The sequence below is a fragment of the Oceanobacillus sp. FSL H7-0719 genome, assembly GCF_045040795.1.
Taxonomy (GTDB): domain Bacteria; phylum Bacillota; class Bacilli; order Bacillales; family Amphibacillaceae; genus Oceanobacillus.
Window position 1 is genome coordinate 3,640,267 of sequence record NZ_CP150301.1, and the last position, 19,110, is coordinate 3,659,376.

The 19,110-nt window shown below is 37.9% G+C and carries 13 protein-coding genes; all 13 read left to right on the forward strand.

The genetic code is table 11. The features are described 5' to 3' along the window. The first annotated feature begins 201 nt into the window (after positions 1 to 201). Positions 202 to 849 carry a uridine kinase gene (locus NST93_RS18490; RefSeq protein WP_405099621.1) on the forward strand — a complete coding sequence of 216 codons (648 nt, stop codon included), beginning with the start codon at positions 202 to 204 and terminating at the stop codon, positions 847 to 849. A 14-nt stretch (positions 850 to 863) separates the two neighbouring features. Beyond that, positions 864 to 1,715: an ATP-binding cassette domain-containing protein gene (locus NST93_RS18495; protein WP_405099623.1), complete on the forward strand. Its 852-nt coding sequence runs from the start codon at positions 864 to 866 to the stop codon at positions 1,713 to 1,715. Next, a complete protein-coding gene (locus NST93_RS18500; RefSeq protein WP_405099625.1) occupies positions 1,712 to 2,416 on the forward strand; it encodes a hypothetical protein in 705 nt (234 codons plus the stop codon). Before NST93_RS18495 ends, NST93_RS18500 begins: the two co-directional genes overlap by 4 nt. Positions 2,417 to 3,054: 638 nt before the next feature. Next, a complete protein-coding gene (locus NST93_RS18505; RefSeq protein ID WP_405099627.1) occupies positions 3,055 to 3,642 on the forward strand; it encodes a TasA family protein in 588 nt (195 codons plus the stop codon). 128 nt (positions 3,643 to 3,770) lie between these two features. Next, positions 3,771 to 5,969: a M6 family metalloprotease domain-containing protein gene (locus NST93_RS18510; protein WP_405103955.1), complete on the forward strand. Its 2,199-nt coding sequence runs from the start codon at positions 3,771 to 3,773 to the stop codon at positions 5,967 to 5,969. Positions 5,970 to 6,087: 118 nt separating this feature from the next. Continuing rightward, a complete protein-coding gene (locus NST93_RS18515; RefSeq protein ID WP_405099629.1) occupies positions 6,088 to 6,555 on the forward strand; it encodes a hypothetical protein in 468 nt (155 codons plus the stop codon). A 58-nt stretch (positions 6,556 to 6,613) separates the two neighbouring features. Further along, complete coding sequence (sipW, locus tag NST93_RS18520; RefSeq protein WP_405099631.1) at positions 6,614 to 7,186, forward strand: signal peptidase I SipW; 573 nt, start codon at positions 6,614 to 6,616, stop codon at positions 7,184 to 7,186. A 441-nt stretch (positions 7,187 to 7,627) separates the two neighbouring features. Continuing rightward, the gene (locus NST93_RS18525) at positions 7,628 to 9,649 is read left to right on the forward strand and encodes a Xaa-Pro dipeptidyl-peptidase (protein ID WP_405099633.1); all 2,022 of its coding nucleotides are present in this window, start codon (positions 7,628 to 7,630) and stop codon (positions 9,647 to 9,649) included. A gap of 86 nt (positions 9,650 to 9,735) precedes the next feature. After that, positions 9,736 to 11,946, forward strand: coding sequence for a M6 family metalloprotease domain-containing protein (locus NST93_RS18530; protein WP_405099635.1), 2,211 nt, complete (start codon positions 9,736 to 9,738; stop codon positions 11,944 to 11,946). A 161-nt stretch (positions 11,947 to 12,107) separates the two neighbouring features. Continuing rightward, a complete protein-coding gene (locus tag NST93_RS18535; protein ID WP_405099637.1) occupies positions 12,108 to 14,840 on the forward strand; it encodes a M64 family metallopeptidase in 2,733 nt (910 codons plus the stop codon). 133 nt (positions 14,841 to 14,973) lie between these two features. Continuing rightward, positions 14,974 to 17,160 carry a Xaa-Pro dipeptidyl-peptidase gene (locus NST93_RS18540; RefSeq protein WP_405099639.1) on the forward strand — a complete coding sequence of 729 codons (2,187 nt, stop codon included), beginning with the start codon at positions 14,974 to 14,976 and terminating at the stop codon, positions 17,158 to 17,160. An 80-nt stretch (positions 17,161 to 17,240) separates the two neighbouring features. Beyond that, entirely contained in the window at positions 17,241 to 18,122 is an 882-nt protein-coding gene (locus NST93_RS18545) for a peptidylprolyl isomerase (protein WP_405099641.1), read from the forward strand. A 228-nt stretch (positions 18,123 to 18,350) separates the two neighbouring features. Further along, entirely contained in the window at positions 18,351 to 19,103 is a 753-nt protein-coding gene (locus NST93_RS18550) for an SDR family NAD(P)-dependent oxidoreductase (protein ID WP_405099643.1), read from the forward strand. The last annotated feature ends 7 nt before the right edge of the window (positions 19,104 to 19,110 follow it).

Below are 19,110 nucleotides of genomic sequence, written 5' to 3' on the forward strand. Positions count from 1 at the left end.
TTTAAGTAATTATACATTATCCATAAGTAAATGCAATGGATAATAAGTAAATGTAAGTAAAGGAGCGTATCTTCCTGCAAATGAGCAATTAAAGCAGAAATGATAATCTCAATTGCTTTTGCTTCAGAAAATTGCGCTAAATTATAACGTATTATGTTATTATTTACATAGCAAACTGAAAGAGAGTGTGAAAGTGTATTCATGGATATCATACTTCAAGATATAGCCGATTTTGTTAACAAGATTGATGAAAGAATAATTATTGGAATTTCAGGTCATGGTGCTTCTGGTAAAACAACATTTGCAAATAGACTTTTAAAACTTATGACTAAGGAAAACGTGAATTATATGAATACAGATCCATATATAATTGGTTCGAATCTTAGAAAGTATGCTTCTATCGATTATGAATATAAAAATATAAAGCATCATTATAAAATGACAGCCTGTCATCCTGCAGCTCATCATATATTGGCATTAGAGCGGGATATAAATATGATTAGAGCAGGGTTAGACTTGTATACGATAAAAACACATTATATAGACAGCACATTGCTATCTTCACATAATAAAGTAAATATAATTGAAGGTATGAGTGTTGCTTTTGCCAATCCTGATTTGTTTGATTTAACTATTTACTTGTATACAGATGGAAACATAGAGTTAAAACGAAGGAGTGGGCGTGACATTAAGGAAAGAGGGGCTGACATAAATTACTTGATACAATCTCATGAAGAACGCAGAATTCAATATCATTTATTCATGCATCCCTATCATCAGCATTTTGATATCGTTTTAAAGAACACAAATGAAGAGGTAATAATTGAAAAAAGTATTTTTGCGAAATAGAGTGGGGGCTTCTTATGGACAAACTTGTTGAGGTTAGTAATATAAGTAAAGACTATGGCAATAAAACTATTTTACGAAATATATCACTTACAATCACGAAAGGACAATGTCTTGCTATTCTAGGGGGAAATGGAACCGGAAAAAGCACTTTATTACGATTGATAGCAAATATCGAACGACCGAGTTCAGGGAAAGTCAATTATCCTAATAGAAATATTAAAATTGGTTATGTACCTGAAAGATTTCCTAAAGGTATTCGATTTACCCCAAGCGAATATCTCTTTTACATTGGAAAGATGAAGGGGATTTCAAATGACGAACTAATAAAAAGAATAGAACAGCTATTATATCGTTTTCAGCTGGATAAAATGAATGAACAGAGAATTGAGGAATTATCGAAAGGCAATATCCAAAAAGTTGGGCTTATCCAGGCAATACTTGAGAAACCAGATTTATTAATTTTGGACGAGCCTCTCTCTGGACTTGATTCGTCAGCTCAGGAAGAGTTAGTGAAAGTCATCGAAGAATTGAGAATGCAGAAAACTGCCATATTGTTAACCTATCATGAATCTAATATTTTTGAAGCAATAGTAGAAAACACATTTTATTTATTTAATGGACATATCACAGAAAGAAAGCCTAATGAAACAGAAGCAATTAAATTATTAGTAGTTGGAAGCGTGGAGAAATTGCTTGTTAAAACTTGGCATGAGGTAATACAACTGGAGGAAAAAGACAATCAACTTTTACTGTATGTCCCATTACAAGAGAGCGATGCAATTCTATCGAGATTGCTTCAGATGGGAGGAGAGATAGAGGCTGTTTCAACAGTGATAATAGACGAGAAGGCAGGGAGGATGAGATGAAAACACTAATAAAATACAGTTTACATGATTATCTTCGTTCCCATAAATATTTTCCGCCTGTTTCCACATTCATTATTTTGATTGTTGTCTTTTATTCTTATAAACCAAACCCAATTTCCGATAGTTATGCTGTAACAGCAATCATTACATATATTATATCCGCTTGGTTATGTATAAGTGTGTTGTCACTAGATACATCTGTTGAGCGACAGCTTATGATTCTCCAAGTCGGTGGGAGAAAGCGTTATTATCTATCAAAATTAATTTCGGTTCTATTACTTGCATTGCTGCTAACCCTTTATGCTTTTATCTATCCGATAATATTTGGGATGTTTGATGAATCAGTGAGTATAACAATTGGTCTGGTTTCTATTATAAATCACATTTTTCTGTCTATATTGGGAATTAGTGTAGCAAGCTTATTCAGCAAAATAATTACGGAGAACGTCATTAATTCCTATGGCGGATTAGTACTGACTATCATCTTTTCTTTAGCAGCTATCGGAGTTTATAATGTGATGCCACCCTATTTCAGAAATATTGTCTGGATTATACCTCCAGCAACTAGTACACAAACTCCGCTAATTAATTGGAATGGAGAAAATATCTTAGATCTATCTTTCTTTCCATTTATATGGATAATAATCTACTCATTTCTTATCTTAATTTTGTTCCTGAGTATAGCGAAAAGATTAAAATAACCTTCCTGATTAACTAAAAGCAGTTGCAGCTTCCAACTGCTTTTTTTTGTTGCAGAAAGGGGGGACGAAGGAAGTCACTAAACAAATAGTGACACAATTGTTTATTTAATTCTTGTATTTTCTCTAGAGGTTTTGTAAGAAGCGTTGAAAAATGTGGAGTTAAGGAACTTAATTCTTTTTCTTTAGCAGCTCATTCTCCTTTCTTCCTAGTTATAAACAAGTTTTAGTATGACACAGTCTGCGAAAATAGCTGATTAGGTTAAAAATCACGGGTCATAATCTATATTTCGAATAGCCTGCCTTAATAAATGATAGCCTTTAGTATCAGCAGTGAAAGTATACTAGTCATATTGTTTTAATTTTCGGAATCTAATATACCTTATGAAAACACTATGATATAATTATATTCAAAATATTATTACATCTATGAACCTAACAGAGATAAGTGGGAGGTGAATAGAGCTTTTAGTCCAATAATCATACGTCAAAGGATTTATATATTTACTCTTTCAACTTTTTGTCGAACATGTGAGTATCTTCGGTGTTCATGAAGAAAAACGTATGATGTCGCAGCATGAGGAATTTGACATATGAAGTTTTTAGATAAGAACCGCAAAATTATCTGAGGAGGAATACGAATGGAAATCAAAAAGAAACTCGGTATGGGAATTATGACAGCTTTACTTGGATTAGCACTGATTACAGGTGGGACATTTGCTTATTTTAGCTCTACTCAAACAACCAATAACACGTTTGCAGCTGGAACTTTGGATTTAGCAGTAAATCCTACGACAATTGTCGAGGTTGATAACTTGGCTCCTGGTGATTCAGTTATTCGCAGTTTTGAGCTGTCTAATAATGGTTCTTTAGATATTGAAAAGGTAACATTAGAAACTGATTATAGAATAATTGATGTAAAAGGTGACAATACAGAAGACTTTGCTGCACACATTGAGGTTGAGTTTTTGTACAATGCGGATAAATTAGATGAGGTTATTTATCAAACGACTCTAGCCGATTTACAAGATATGACACCTGAAGCTATCAATCAGCATATCTTTTATCCAGCATTTGGAGAAAAAGGACTGCCAGCAGGGTCACTGGATGACTTTGTTGTGAAATTTAATTTTGTTGATAACGGTGAGGACCAGAACCAGTTTCAAGGGGATTCATTAGAGTTGGAATGGTCATTTATCGCCACTCAAAACCCTGGTGATGAAAAGTAATACTGGATTCAGAAGGTGAGTTTAGTAATGTTTACCTCTAAGTTGAATCGGTGTAAATTATATCATTCAATTTTGTTCTGTTTTTCAATTTAGATTGATAAAGAATGGGGGAGAACAAGTTGAAATTAATGAAAAGAACATTCATATTAACACTTGCAGTGTTTTTGTTATTTTCGCCAACAGTGTTTGCTGCACCAACAGGACTAGATTCATTCCCTGATCCGGTAGATACGGAAGAATATACATTGCCGGAAGATATGGTGTGGGAGGATTATAAATCAGTCCCTGGTGTTAATTGGGATGAAATAACAACAGAGCCGGAACGATTAATAAAAGGGGCTCTTGTTTTAGTAGATTATGCTGATTTAGAATTCGTTACGAGTTTGCCAGAAGGCTCGGACGTGGCAGGTAATCCAATTGGAACGGGGGATATTCCAAGAGAAGAGCTAGGTAAATTTTGGGAGGAATTTCTAAATGAACCACAAGCTCTTAATAACTATCGAACGATTGATGAGTATTGGAAAGAAAACTCTTATGGAAAATGGGGCGTCGATCTTGATGCTTTTGGTCCTTACAGTTTAGAGGGAAGAGAATTTCAATATGGTCTATCATATGGGAATTCTATGCCACCTGGTTATCAATCTAAAAATATCCAAAGTGAGGCATTGGATTTAGCGCAAGAGGATATGGATAATTCCGGAGAAGAATATGATTTTATATTTATTCTTCATGCAGGTTATGACCAATCCGGTGTTTGGCAGGAATTCGGAGAAATGAAGTTCTTGGATAGAGACTCTGTTACAGATGAATTTGGCCCTCCATCTGATTTAGAAGGTTTACCTAATTGGGCTTATACACGTTATGTACCTTGGACTTCGTGGTTCGCTGCGAAATCTGTTTGGTCGCATGCAAATATACGAAACGGTATTTCAGTACAAGGGGAAAATGATGGAATGGGTACGTTTGCCCATGAATTTGGCCATATTATGGAATTGCTGGATAACTATAATAATCCATACGGTGAGCCAGTATCCCGAACATATTCAGGCCCATGGGAATTGATGAGTCGTGGGAGTTTTAATGGTCCTGGGGGCCCGCATACTCGCTGGATGATTACTCCAACTCTTGGTGGATCAGCACCTTCGCATCATATGCTGCGAAATAAGATTAAACAAGGTTTTATGGATGAAGACCAGTATCTAAACGTTGAACGTGACGAACTTGTTGACAGTGGTCCAATTTTTGCTGATATTGTTGCAAGGGCTGTTCCAGTTGGTGAGGAATTTGGCCGGAGCGGAATCCATGGCATTAATATTGAAATGGAAGATTTGACACCACCTAACTCTTTAGAAGAAGACTGGAGAGCGGATATGCAGCGTGGTGCCAAGTGGTATGACAACTATACGATTGAAGTTGTTGACCGTGTTGGATATGACTCCTTCACACCAGATTCAGGTGTTTTAATGGCAAAAACAAAGAATGCAGAATCTGCACCAAATATTTGGGTAGTAGATGCAAAAGATGAGGATATTGCACAAGTAGATTTTATTAGACCTGATGGTACAGAGGCAATGTACTCGTTAGGAGACTACCGTCAGCTGTCTGATGCTTTATTTAAAGCTGGGACAGATGAAAATGTGATAAATGAATATGTTGATGAGCATAATCGTTTACACTTCTATATTCTAGATAAAAAATATAGTGATGAAGGTGTACTGTCTTATCGCGTATCCGTCCGTCATTTAGATGGAGCCGGTGATTTTGAGCGAGGAACAGCTGCAGAAGTTAGTGGAGCGGAGCGTGCCTTACCTGGCAAGGTAGCGACACACTACTTTAGTGTTACTAATACTGGTGATGCGACTGATTTATTCCGTATCCAAGCTGATACAGATGCTGGTTGGGAGACGATGATCCAGCATAATGTAATTGAAGTTGAAGCGGGTGAAACGGTAGAAGTTCCAGTATATGTAGAGGTGCCAGAAGGTGAAAACACACCTGCAAAGCTTACATTTACTGCTGCATCTGAAACTGATTCTGAGCAGGCAGAAACAGATGCAGACTTCTTATTAGGTGAAATAAGTGCAGCAAATATGAATAAGTTATTTGATTTATACAATGAAAATGGTGACATAAGTAAAGAGGCAGAGCGACCAATAAAAACACAATTAACTTCTCTTGAGCACTTTGAAAACATGGGAGCAGATGACAAGGTTGCAAAGCATGCAGAAGGATTAACTCTTCTGATTAATCGTTTTGAAGAGGATGGCTTGCTGACAGAAAAGGTATCTCAAGCACTGCAAGATTATGCTGAGTATCTTGTAAGATAAGTAGATTTATATACTCCTCCCTGTAATGAGAATATTGCAGGGAGGATGTTTTAAGTAAGGTTATTCATCGCCAAAGGCATCAGACGAGTTGTTCAAGAAAGAAGGTGAGTATATTTAAATGTTCGACTTTCTCAAAAGAAATATAAAAACTGCAAGTATTACTTTTAAATTACTTATCATTGCTTATTTATTGTTGATATGTACTTATCAAGTGAATTTACCAACTTATGCTTATTTTTATGACCAGAATAAAGTTCAAACAGTATTAACCGTTCCAGAGACAGATACACAAAACCAAATTGAATCTGATTTAGACGAAACTGATAAGCAGGAAGCTGAAGAAGAGCAAGAGGAAATGACGGAAGAGAATGTAAATGAAGAGGAAAATAAAACTGTTAACAATAAGGATAATAAAATAACAGAGGAAAAAAGACCTGAAGACAAAGAATTAACAGAAGAAGCACAGAATAATGACAAGGAAGAAACAGACAAAATACAGTCTAATGACAATGAAAAAGCAGATGGTCAGGATGGCGAAAGCGAAGCACTAAGTGAAGGTGTAAATGTTAATGATGATATGAAATAATCTTTGTTTATATTAAGCAGAAAGTATGTGCACCTTAGAAAATTGCTATTTAGGAGTGATGGTGTTGAAAAGGGAAAAAGTGTTATCGTTCCTAAATTTTATCGTTACGATGTTATTGACTATTGTATTCATCTTTACTGTGCTTTTAGTTATAAATTCAAAGACATCTGGTGAGAATACAACTATTTTTGGCTATCAAATAAAGTCTGTTTTATCAGGTTCAATGGAACCTGATATACAAACAGGTTCCATTATATTTGTGAAAACAGGCGGAGACATGAGCAGATTTGAAACAGGAGATGTGATTACATTCTTTGTGGAAGAAAATATGCTTATAACCCACCGAGTTGAAACAGTTGAAAGTGATGGTCAAATGTACATAACAAAAGGGGATGCCAATAACGGAACAGATATAGAACCAGTTCATGCAGAAAATATTGTTGGCGAATATACAGGAGTTACAATTCCCTATGCTGGTTACGTTTTAAACTTTGCTAATACAAAAGAAGGTGCAGCTCTCTTATTAATTCTGCCAGGGGTATTATTACTTTTTTACGGTTTGATATCAATTTGGCGAACGGCCCGCAAGTTTGATTATAAAAAGAAAGAAATGAAGTCGGAAGCAGATTAATAATTATCATGCTATTTATTTTACTAGAGAAATATGCTGGATTGTTAACCAGGCTAAGGATTAATTTATAAAACGGTGGGTAATAACGACCATTTACAGTGAAAATTTAAATAATTAATCGACAATGCTTATATATGATGTTAGATTATATACAAGATTCTAACTTTAATATGCTATATGTACTAAATAAATGGAAAGGAGGATAGATTTGCTAGTAAATACCAAGCAGAGAATGCATCAAAATCATATGGTAAATTGAGACGACATCTATGAACCTAACAAACTAATTTAGTCGGAGGTGAATAGATTTCTTTTTTTTATGTATAACTTGTCGGTCATTAGTAGTAGAGTCAGTTGCTGACTCCTATTGTAAAAAATGTTGCAGGTAACTAAATGCATTCTATCTTAGAAGAAAATATATCAGATAGGAGATGAGAAAATGTGAGGAAGTTCATCTTTGTATTCATGGTATTTTTAATGCTGCCTATTGCTGCTGGTGCTGATGTGCCGAATGAGCCTGCTATATTGGTAGAAGATGGTATGACTCAGCCAGTTTTTTCTAAAGAAGAAGCTATTGTTGAAAGAGTTTTTATAGAAACAGAAGTGGATAGTGATGGGGATGGGGAAAATGATCGAATTAGAGCAGATCTGATCCGCCCAAAAGAAACGGAAGAAGGATTAAAGGTTCCGGTTATTTATGAAATGAGTCCTTATCGGGCAGGGCTGAATCCGATTGATTTTCATGATGTGGACGTTGAGTTAAATCCTATTCATCCTGATAGTTATGATGGGAAACCTTTTGCAGGAGATTTATCCGGTTATTATGATGATTATTTCTTGCCAAGAGGCTATGCCGTCATTCTTGCTGAAAGTATTGGAAGTGGTATGTCAAATGGCTGTCCAACAACAGGTGATATGCAAGAAATACTAGCAACAAAGTCAGTGATTGATTGGTTGAATGGGCGGGCCACAGCGTATGACGAAAACGGTGAAGAGATTTTCGCTGATTGGTCAACAGGTAAGGTAGGGATGACAGGTGTCTCATACAATGGCACATTGCCAAATGGATTAGCTACAACGGGCGTTGAAGGGTTGGAAACCATTGTCCCTATAGGTGCTATCAGCAGCTGGTATGATTATTACCGCTCGAATGGCGCAGTAATTGCTCCGGGAGGCTATCAAGGAGAAGATGCAGACTCCTTAGCCAGAGCCGTTCTTACTCGTGATAACCCAGAGCTTTGCTCTGATTTAATGGATCAGATCGAAGCAGATCAGGATCGGATAACTGGAGATTACAATGACTTTTGGGATGAACGAAATTATTTAAATAATGTTGAAGATATTCATGCAAGTGTATTTGTAGTGCATGGATTAAATGATTGGAATGTAAAGACAGAACAATTTGCACAATGGTGGGAAGAACTTGAAAACAATGATGTTCCAAGGAAGTTATGGCTTCATCAGCATGGCCATTCAAGTCCTTATAGCTTTAGGAATGCAGAATGGTTAACAACATTAAATAAATGGTTTGATTATTGGCTTTATGATATTGATAACGGAATTATGGATGAACCAATGGTTGATATTCAAAATGCGGACCGTAATTGGTCAACGGAAAATGCATGGCCGCATAATGAGGTTCAGGAATCAACGTTATATTTAACATCTGAAAGTACGAATAAAGGGAACCTAAGTCACAGGCCTGTTATAGACAAGCAAGTTTCCCAGGATATTATTGATGACTCATCCATTCGAGCGCAAGAATTGACGCAGCAGCCTATGATAAATATGGAAAATCGACAAGTATATGTGACACGGGAATTAACAGATACCTATCGCATCAGTGGCACTCCCAAAATTTCAATTAACGCTAGTATTGATGAACCTGTAGCAAACTTAACCGCTTTACTAGTTGATTATGCGCCTGAAGGAAGCAGTCGTATCATTACTCGCGGCTGGATCGATCCACAAAATTTACATTCTGATTCACAATCTGAAGCACTTACTGCACATCAGTCTTATACATTTATGTGGAATATGCAGCCCACAGACTATGAAGTGAAAGAAGGACATCGTATTGGTCTTGTCATCATATCCAGTGATTATGATTATACAATTCGGCCAAAACCAGGAACTGTTATCTCGATATTCCCGGAACAGAGTTATTTATCCTTGCCGCTTGTTGGTGATATCACACAAGAGCCAACCAGCGTTAAAGAGATAAAAAAACTTATTGATTATTATGAGCAACAAGAAGCAATCAGCAGCTCTATCACTGTTCGTCAGCTGCAAACGCATTTGACAGCTGTAGAACGCTATGAAAAAGAAGGTTCAGCAGATAAAATCAGAAAACATTTAGCTGGGTTTAAACTATTGTTGGATTATTACTCTGAGCATATGACCAAAGAAGTATTTGATATTTTAAATCATGATGTAGATGTACTGCTAGATAAGAGATATTAAGTGGTATTCGTTCTAGTTTAATAGACATAAAACATGAGACAATCTTAGAATATTAGGCGGACTCCACCAAATTGGAGGTTGGCTATATGAGATTAATGAAACGATTCTTCATACTGGTTGCTGCATTTCTTATTCTATTTTCACCTTCTGCTTTCGCGGCCTCGACAGGACTAGATTCTTTTCCAGATCCGGTAGATTTGGAATCTTGGGTTCTGCCGCGGGATATGACTTGGGATGATTATAACCCTGTACCTGGTTTGAATTGGGATGAATTAGATATTGAGCCGGAGCGGGAATTGAAAGGGGCATTAGTTTTAGTAGAGTTCCCGGACCTGGAATTTATTGTTACACAGCCTGAAGGTACAGATCCAGCAGGGAATCCGCAAATTGGCAATGTTCCGCGAGAGGAGCTGTCACAGTTCTGGCTGGACTATCTGAATACACCACAGCCACTAAACAATTATCGCACAATCAGTGATTTTTGGATGGAAAATTCACAAGGTAAATGGCAAGTTGAGTTGGATGCTTATGGTCCTTATATGATGGATGGGAAAGAGTTCCAATACGGCTTGAATGAGTTTAATCAGTCGGATTTTATGCCACCTGGTTATGAACGAATGAATCTAAGACAAGAAGCAGTAAATAAAGCGCAGGAGGACCTGGATGCATCGGGGGCAGACTATGATTTTATTTTTATCTTGCATTCTGGATATGCTGAGACCGGTGTTTGGCAGGAATTCGGTGAAATGATGTTTAGCAGTCCGGAAGAAATCCCTGATGAATTTGGTCCACCGGCAGCGCTTGGAGAGGATTTACCTAATTGGGTCAATACACGTTATGTACCTTGGACATCTTGGTTTGCCGCTAAATCTATCTGGTCAAGTGCAAGCAGAAATGTTTCCATTCAGGGATCCAGTAATGGAATGGCAACATATGCTCATGAATTTGGACATCTGATGGGGTTAGGTGACAACTATAATAATCCTTATGGAAATCCAGTATCCCGTACCTATGCTGGTTCATGGGAACTGATGAGCAGCGGCAGTTTTAATGGGCCAGGAGGTTCACATACGAGATGGATGATTCCTGCTGTACAAGGCGGATCGACCCCACCACATCACATGTTGCGAAATAAGTTAAAGCAAGGATTTCTATCGGAAGATCAATACTTGAATATCGACCGTGATGAGCTTGCTGAAAGCGGACCAATATTTGCGGATATTCTTGCCAGATCAGTACCTTCAGGAGAAGCTTTTGGCAGGGATGACTTGAAAGGAATCATCATTGAAATAGAAGATTTAACACCTCAAAATTCTTTAGAGGATGATTGGAGAGCAGATATGCAACGTGGAGAGAAATGGTATGACAACTATACGGTTGAAGTTGTAGACCAAGTCGGCTATGACTCGTTTACACATGATTCAGGAGTTCTCGTTGCAAAAACAAAAAACTCTGAAGCCGCTCCAAATATCTGGATAATTGATGCGAAACCGGAAGATATAAATCTTGAAGACTTCAAAAGGCCTGATGGTACTACGGAAATGTTATCAAAGGGTGGCTTAGAACAACTTGCGGACGCATTATTCAAAGCTGGAACGGATGAAGGAGTAGTCAGTGAATATGTCGATGAATACAACCGCTTGCATTTCTATATTTTAGATAAGAAATATGATGAGGTTGGCGCACTATCCTATCGTGTATCCGTCCGGCATTTAGATGGTGCAGGGGAGTTTGAACGCGGTGTTGAAACGGACACGGTGCAGGCAGAACGAGCAATCCCTGGAAAGGTTGCTGCACATATGTTTAGTGTAACGAACACGGGTGAAGCAGCAGACTTATTCCGTATTCAAGCAGAAACAGACGCGGGGTGGGAGTCAAGGGTTCTTCATCATGTAATTGAAGTAGAAGCAGGAGAAACTGTGGAAGTTCCTGTCTACGTAGAAATACCTGAAGGCGAACAACAACCCGCCCAACTTACATTTACAGCCACTTCTGAGACAGATATCACACAGGTATCTTCGGACACAGATGTATTATTAAGTGAAGTAAATGCAAAAAGCATGAAAACGCTCGTGCAACTGTTTGCAGATACAGGAGATATTGACGAAACTGCAGTTCGTCCATTAACAACACATTTAACTGCTGTTGAGCGTTTTGAACAGCAGGGTGAAACGGAAAAAGTAAAGAAACATATGGATGGATTTAAACTCTTAATCTCGCAATTTGCAAATGATCAATCAATAACAGAAAAAGCAGCAGACGCACTATATGACTATGCTGACTTCCTTATAGACTAAGCAGTATTAGAATACTTCTTCCTGCAGTGTTGTATGGTCATTGTAGGAAGAAGGTTCTGATAATTGATTAGAACGGGAGAAATCAATTTGTAATAATACAATCTGGGCGCAACACTAAACCATGAATCAATGGGATTCCTAGATGGAAACAGGGTGATTAAATGACTTTAAAAAATCAATTGTTAAAAAAGATCTTCATTGTCATTACTTTCACATCATTATTTGCATTATTATTCGGGGTACTGAATATATCACTGGCGCAGGCACAATCACACTCGAATGATGAAAACAAGCAACAGCTGGAATCAGAGGAGATCAATCTGGTTCCATTACAAGTGACCGGGCCAGCTGAAGAACGATTAAATCTCATTATCTTTGGTGATGGATACACAGCGGATGAGATGGATAAGTTTCGGGAGGACGTTGATAGAAACCAAAATGTGCAGTGGAATGTCGAACCTTTCCGAAGCTATCGAAATTATTTCAACGTCTATATGGTAGAAACGCCATCGAACGATTCTGGAATCAGTTGTGACCCAGATGATGGTAATGTTCGACGGGATACCGTATTCAATTTGCAATTTGCTAATCAATGTCCAGCAGATAAACTTGCACGGGGTGTTACATTTGGTCAGGGTGGAGCTGCAGAGAGAACTAGAGTACTCCAAGAATATGTTACACCTGAACTTGGTATACCTGCAGATAGCCAAAACATGCAAACGTTGACAATTGGAAATACATTTACCTACGGCGGAATTGGTGGTGTCCATGCAACGACAACTGGTGGAAGTCCACAAGGCCCGCTTGTTTCATTACACGAATTAGGACATTCATTAGGAAATCTTGCTGATGAATACCCATATTATGATCGTGGTGTACCAGGGGATCCGCACGCTGACCAAGAGCCAAATTCTTTTCATCATACTCGGATGTCCTCTAATGAAATGATTGAAAATCAGGTCAAGTGGTGGCGTTGGCTTGGTGAAGAAAGTGAATCAGGTGGGATTATCAAGGCCGCTGACCCAGATGGATATGAAAGTGGTCAGTATAGAAGTTCGAATGTATGGCGTCCCAGCCAACATTCGATGATGAGACATACCGGATTTTACTTTGATCAGGTCGGCAGAGAACAAATGACGCAGCGAATAACAGGTATGCGAAATGCCGAAGAGATGCCACTAACTGCCACACCAGCAGGAGAAATTGGTCCAGAGGAAGTTTTGGCAGTTAACACAATGTATCCAAGATTTCATTTGTTGGAAGTGGTATGGGAAGTTAATGGTGAAATTGTTCCAAACACAAATAATTCACGTCATCTGGATTTAAGTGAATTGGATATACAAACAGGTGATACTGTCAAGGTTACTGTTAAGGACAGAACGGAATTTGTCCGAGATCCTGGATATCTGGATGGATCACGAATGACGCAGATGCGTGAATGGACAATAGGTGAGCCGCAAGCGTTTACTGAAGTTGATATCACATTTACGAATCATTCATCAACGGCCTATGCACTTGCATTTAATGAAGTTGTCTTTGTTGAGACGGCTAATCCAACAAACCGTATTTTAAATGTCACTTGGAAATTGAATGGTGACGTTATAGAAGATGCAGAAAACAGCCGATTCCTTGACCTAAATAATATTGAATTACCGGAAGGAGCTTCGGAATTAGCTGCAATTGTTACAGATTCCAATCAAATTGATTCGACTTCCGATATTGTTTCGTGGACGATTGATAATAGTCTTCCAGCGGCTCCTAAAGAACTAACAGAACCGATAGCTACATTATCAGGTGAAAAAGAACATCATGTTTATTTTAATGAATTTGAAATGAAGCTCGAACCAAGTGATGATCAATCTGGTTTTGTTGTCGGTGAACTCCGTTTAAATGAAGATGGCTGGTATAACTATTACGGATTTCCGGAAGAGCTGGAAGGAACACCGTTTAAGTTTTCACACTCAGGAACGGATATTAAAGAACTAACCTATGGAAACCTTGGCACTGGGGGTCTCTCGATTGTAACATTTGAAAAAACGCATACGAAAGAGGACCCGGCTGGCAAGTTTGTACCTGGATTTGACACACACCTTATTGAGCATCGCGCGATAGACGCCACGGGGAATATCGGAGAATCCGATTCATTTTCAGTTACTGTTATACCAGGGGAAGAAGCAACATGCACAAATTCTATTACAGAGGATTACGTAGGTGATTTAACAGTTTCGGATGGCGTTACTTGTGTTGAAGATATCAATGTAAATGGTGATGTAATTGTAGAAAATGGTGCTTCATTAATGGTATCTAATAGTACGCTTAATGGAGATGTAAAGACTGAAAGTGCTCGTACAATACAGTTGTTTGGCACAGAAATTAATGGTCAAACGTTCATTGGACAAACGACAACAGATACGACTTTAGTAAACAGTACATTCAACGGTTGGTTAATCCTTCACGATAATGAACAAATATCCGCTAATAAGCAATATGGTGAGTATGGTCCAGTATTAGTCGGTAATGCCATAAATGGTGTACTTGGTTGTTACGGAAATAATGCAGATATAGCTGATTTTGGTGCACCTAATAGTGTGTTGCATGCTAAGGCTGGCGATTGTTCAACTAGTGATATAAGTGCTGCAACGATAAAAAGCTATGTAGAGCAATTTGATGAGTTGGAAGTCTTTTCAACTGAAAATATAAAGAGATTCTTGCTTACTCATTTAACGTCTATTGAAAAGTTTGAACAAAATGGTTCGGCAGACAAAGTAATTAAACATCTAAAAGGACTTGAAATTCTTTTGAAAGAAGCGAGTAAGCAAGGGTGGATTGAAGAACATGCCTGCTTTGTATTGATATTGGAAACTGAAAAATTAATTGAAGAATGGAAAAAGTGATTAACTAGTTCCATGTAAAACTGTACTCGGAACGAGACTATCTTAATACTTTTGAAAGTATTCGGGGTTATTCTATTACTCTATGATTAAGTGAACAATACTACAAAATTTATTCATATGGAGGGAAATGTTGTTGAAAACAAAACATTATCTAAAGAAATTCATGTTATCTATCAGTCTATTCGTTTTAATCGCAACACCTATGTTCCATTTCGAGAGTGCCGAGCACCCTGTTTCCGCAAGTACAACTCACCAAGTTGAAGATGGGGTTACTCAACCTGTTTATTCTTATACAGATGCAATTAAAGAAACAATTTACGTAGAATCATCCCTCGATAGTGATCGTGATGGTGAGGACGATATGATTGCTGTTGATATTATGCGACCAAAAGAAACGGAAGAAGGGCTGAAAGTTCCAGCCATTATGGATGCTAGTCCGTATTATGAAAGCATGGGCCGTGGAAACGAGAGTCAAATTAAAGATCCAGATGGGATTGGCAAAAATACGATGTTTCCACTCTATTATGACAACTATTTTGTTCCAAGAGGTTACGCTGTTGTTTTAGTAGATATGGGTGGAACGAATAACTCCAATGGATGTCCGACAACGGGTGGTTATGAAGAAACAGAAAGTGTTAAAGTTGCCATCGATTGGTTGAATGGCAAAGGAAAAGCATATGATCAAGATGGGAATGAAATTACAGCAGATTGGTCTACTGGAAAAGTAGGGATGATAGGTAAGTCATATGATGGAACGCTAGCAAATGCTGCTGCGGCACAAGGAATTGAAGGTTTGGAAACAATCGTGCCTATCGGAGGTATTAGCAGCTGGTATGATTATTACAGATATGGCGGTATCCCATTCTATAATAATGGACCAGGCGGTTTGGCCGGACGTGTCACAAGCAGTGAACGAGTGGCACAATGTGCACCAGTTCGTGAAGAAATGAGAATTGCTTCCGATGACACGACAGGTGATTATAACGAGTTTTGGGATGAGAGAAACTATGTTAAAGATGCTGATAAGGTAACGGCAAGTGTCTTCGTTATCCATGGAATTAATGATTATAATGTGAAGGCGAATCATTTTTCAAACTGGTGGGAGGCATTAGCGGAAAATGATGTTCCAAGAAAACTTTGGATTACACAGACAGGCCATGTCGATCCATTTGATTTTAGACGAGCTGAATGGGTGGACACATTACATCGCTGGTTTGATTATTGGCTGCTTGACATTGATAATGGAATTATGGATGAGCCAATGGCTGAGATTGAAAGAGGAGTAGACGATTGGGATACTGAAGAAACATGGCCAGCAGCTGATGCAGAGCAAGTTGATATCAAATTAGCGCCAGCAGTGGAAGAACTGCCGGGAACATTGACAACAGCTCCAGTCATTGAAGAGCATACCCAATCATTTATTGATAATCCGCGCCAGACTGAAGGGGAAATGGTAGAGAATGAATTTACCGCAAAAGAAAATCGCTTAATGTTTTTGACACCAGAATTGACAGAGGATGTTCGTATAAGTGGTGTGCCGAAGATGAATCTGCAAGCAATAGTTGATAAAGCGGATACACATTTATCGGTACGTATTGTTGATTATGGTACAGACGAAAGAATTAATCATCGTTCAAGGGAAGAAGGAATTGTTACTCTCCATGATCAAGTAACATGCTGGGGAGAAAGTTCAGCAGAAGATAGTGCCTGCTATAAAGAGGCTGAATTGGTAACACATGAAGCACCGTATGAAGTTGTAACACATGGCTGGCTGGACGGACAAAACTATGAATCTCTAGACTACTCTAATCCATTAGATCCTGGAGCAAGTTATAGTTTCACATGGGAGACTCTTCCAGAGGACTATGTATTTAAAGAAGGACATCGAATTGGAGTAATTGTTACAGGAAGTGATCGAAATTATATTATGACAGACTCTAACCAAGCTACGATAGACGTTGCTTTAGGAGAGAGTTATCTTGAGCTTCCTGTAGTTGGTGGGAAAGAAGTATTTAATAGAGCAATTGGATCAGATGGTGGCACTTCTCCAAATAACACAGCTGAGTTACATGCTGTACTTGATTATTTTATAAATAAAGGTGCAATAACGAATGAAAAAGATGCACGTGCATTAAAAAACCATATTACAGCAATTCAGAAATTTGAAGAAACAAATCAATTAGAAAAAGCGGCCAAACATCTTGCAAGCTTTAAACAGCTATTAAACTACCAGAAAGATAACGATATCATAGACTCTGAGGCATATGAAGTTCTCTATGTGGATACAGAGTATCTTATCCAGCTTATTGAAGCGTTATAAAAACATAGGAGAGGTTTTTCCTCTCCTATGTACATATTATCTAAATTAAAAATACCAATTCTATTCGAGGTGACTTATTAATGAAAAAGTATGTAGCCGGACTGATTATATTTACAGTTTTTATGATATTAACTGCGTGTCAACAGGAACAGACACAAGGAGTTGTCGTTGAAACTGATTTTGGCGATATAACCGAAGAGGAGCTTAATGAGGCACTTCAAGAACGATATGGAAAACAAATGCTGGAAGAATTGGTGATGATGAAAGTTTTAGGAGAGAAACACGATGTGAGTGATGAACAAGTCGACGATGAACTCGAAAAACTAAAAGAGAATCTTGGCATACAGTTCGACTTAATATTACAACAAGAAGGGTTAGCGGATGAAGAAGCATTTAAGGATGTCATCTATCTGGGCTTACTTCAAGAAGCTGCTGCATTGGATGGAGTAGAGGTCTCTGATGAACAATTAAAAGAAGCCTACGAACAGAAGACGAAAGAAATTAGTGCACAACATATTCTAGTACAGAATAAAGACACAGCAGATGAATTGGCAGAGAAACTTGGACAGGGGGAAGACTTCTCTGAATTAGCCAAAGAGTATTCAGAGGACGCGGTATCAGCAGAGGAAGGTGGAGATTTAGGGTATTTTTCCCCAGGGACAATGGTGCCGCCGTTTGAAGATGCAGCATTTTCTCTAGAAAAAGGTGAGATAAGTGAGCCAGTCCAAACGAATTATGGATACCATATTATAAAAGTTAATGATATTAGAAAAAAGGACAAAGACATTGGATCCTTTGAAGAAATAAAAGAGGACTTACGTGAGGAAATCTTATCAAATACAATCAATATGGTTGAAACGCAAACAAAAATTGAAACAGAAATTCAAAATTCAATTGTAATTAAAGATGATGCGTATAAAAGCTTGTTTGACAACTCCAAGGAAGTTACAGAAGCAAACTGATAGAAGTTTTTAATATAATCATTAGATAGGGAGTATGAAGTAAACTGCGAAAAAAGAGTCATGTGCTCTCACTTACACAGTGTATTTTATACTCCTGAATCTACCTGTTTTTATAAGATAGTTTTACATAAATGAATAGAAAAAGAAACAGCAAATATATATTACTTCGGCCATCTATATAAGCAGGTGGTCATTTCAGTGATGTGATAACAAGAGGGGAAAGATGATATGGTTAATGATCTTAATGGGAAAGTTGCGTTGGTAACGGGTGGTTCAAAGGGACTTGGTAAACATATAAGTAAAACCTTAGCAGAAGCGGGTGCTGCAATAATTATCAACTATGCGAATAATGACGAAGCTGCACAACAAACACTTGATTTTATACTATCTGATGGAGGGAAAGCCTTTATTGTTAAAGGTGATATTAGAGACGAGCGAGCAGTGGAACGGATTATCAGAGAGTCTGAGAATAAGGCGGGAGCAGCCATTGATATATTAGTAAATAATGCTGCTGGTCCACATCATGAGCTATCAATTGAAAACTGTACATGGGAGGAGTATTTGGCTCAACTGGAGTTTTTTGTGAAAGCGCCTCTATTATTAACCAAGGCTGTATTAGCGGGTATGAAGGAAAAGAAGTCTGGACGGATTATAAATATTGGCAGTGAGGTCGTTCAATTAGGGAATCCATGTTTTTCAAATTATGTCATGGCAAAATCTTCTCAGCTTGGTTTGACACGATCCTGGGCAAATGAACTAGGTCCATTTGGAATAACCGTTAATATGATAAATCCAGGTTTTATACCAGTGGAAAGACATGAGGGAGAAGATACAACCGATTATCTAAAAGAAGTTCCTCTGGGAAAAATGGGAGAGCCAAGGGATATAGGAAATGCGGTTTTATTTCTAGCCTCTGATCAAGGGAAATTTATTACAGGTCAATCTTTATCCGTAAATGGCGGAAATACGTTTGGAATTTAACATGTGA

Bases quoted from the DNA above. Each gene is read 5' to 3' on its own strand.
- NST93_RS18490 (WP_405099621.1), top strand. From the start codon at position 202: ATGGATATCATACTTCAAGATATAGCCGATTTTGTTAACAAGATTGAT.
- NST93_RS18495 (WP_405099623.1), top strand. From the start codon at position 864: ATGGACAAACTTGTTGAGGTTAGTAATATAAGTAAAGACTATGGCAAT.
- NST93_RS18500 (WP_405099625.1), top strand. From the start codon at position 1,712: ATGAAAACACTAATAAAATACAGTTTACATGATTATCTTCGTTCCCAT.
- NST93_RS18505 (WP_405099627.1), top strand. From the start codon at position 3,055: ATGGAAATCAAAAAGAAACTCGGTATGGGAATTATGACAGCTTTACTT.
- NST93_RS18510 (WP_405103955.1), top strand. From the start codon at position 3,771: ATGAAAAGAACATTCATATTAACACTTGCAGTGTTTTTGTTATTTTCG.
- NST93_RS18515 (WP_405099629.1), top strand. From the start codon at position 6,088: ATGTTCGACTTTCTCAAAAGAAATATAAAAACTGCAAGTATTACTTTT.
- sipW (WP_405099631.1), top strand. From the start codon at position 6,614: ATGGTGTTGAAAAGGGAAAAAGTGTTATCGTTCCTAAATTTTATCGTT.
- NST93_RS18530 (WP_405099635.1), top strand. From the start codon at position 9,736: ATGAGATTAATGAAACGATTCTTCATACTGGTTGCTGCATTTCTTATT.
- NST93_RS18535 (WP_405099637.1), top strand. From the start codon at position 12,108: ATGACTTTAAAAAATCAATTGTTAAAAAAGATCTTCATTGTCATTACT.
- NST93_RS18545 (WP_405099641.1), top strand. From the start codon at position 17,241: ATGAAAAAGTATGTAGCCGGACTGATTATATTTACAGTTTTTATGATA.
- NST93_RS18550 (WP_405099643.1), top strand. From the start codon at position 18,351: ATGGTTAATGATCTTAATGGGAAAGTTGCGTTGGTAACGGGTGGTTCA.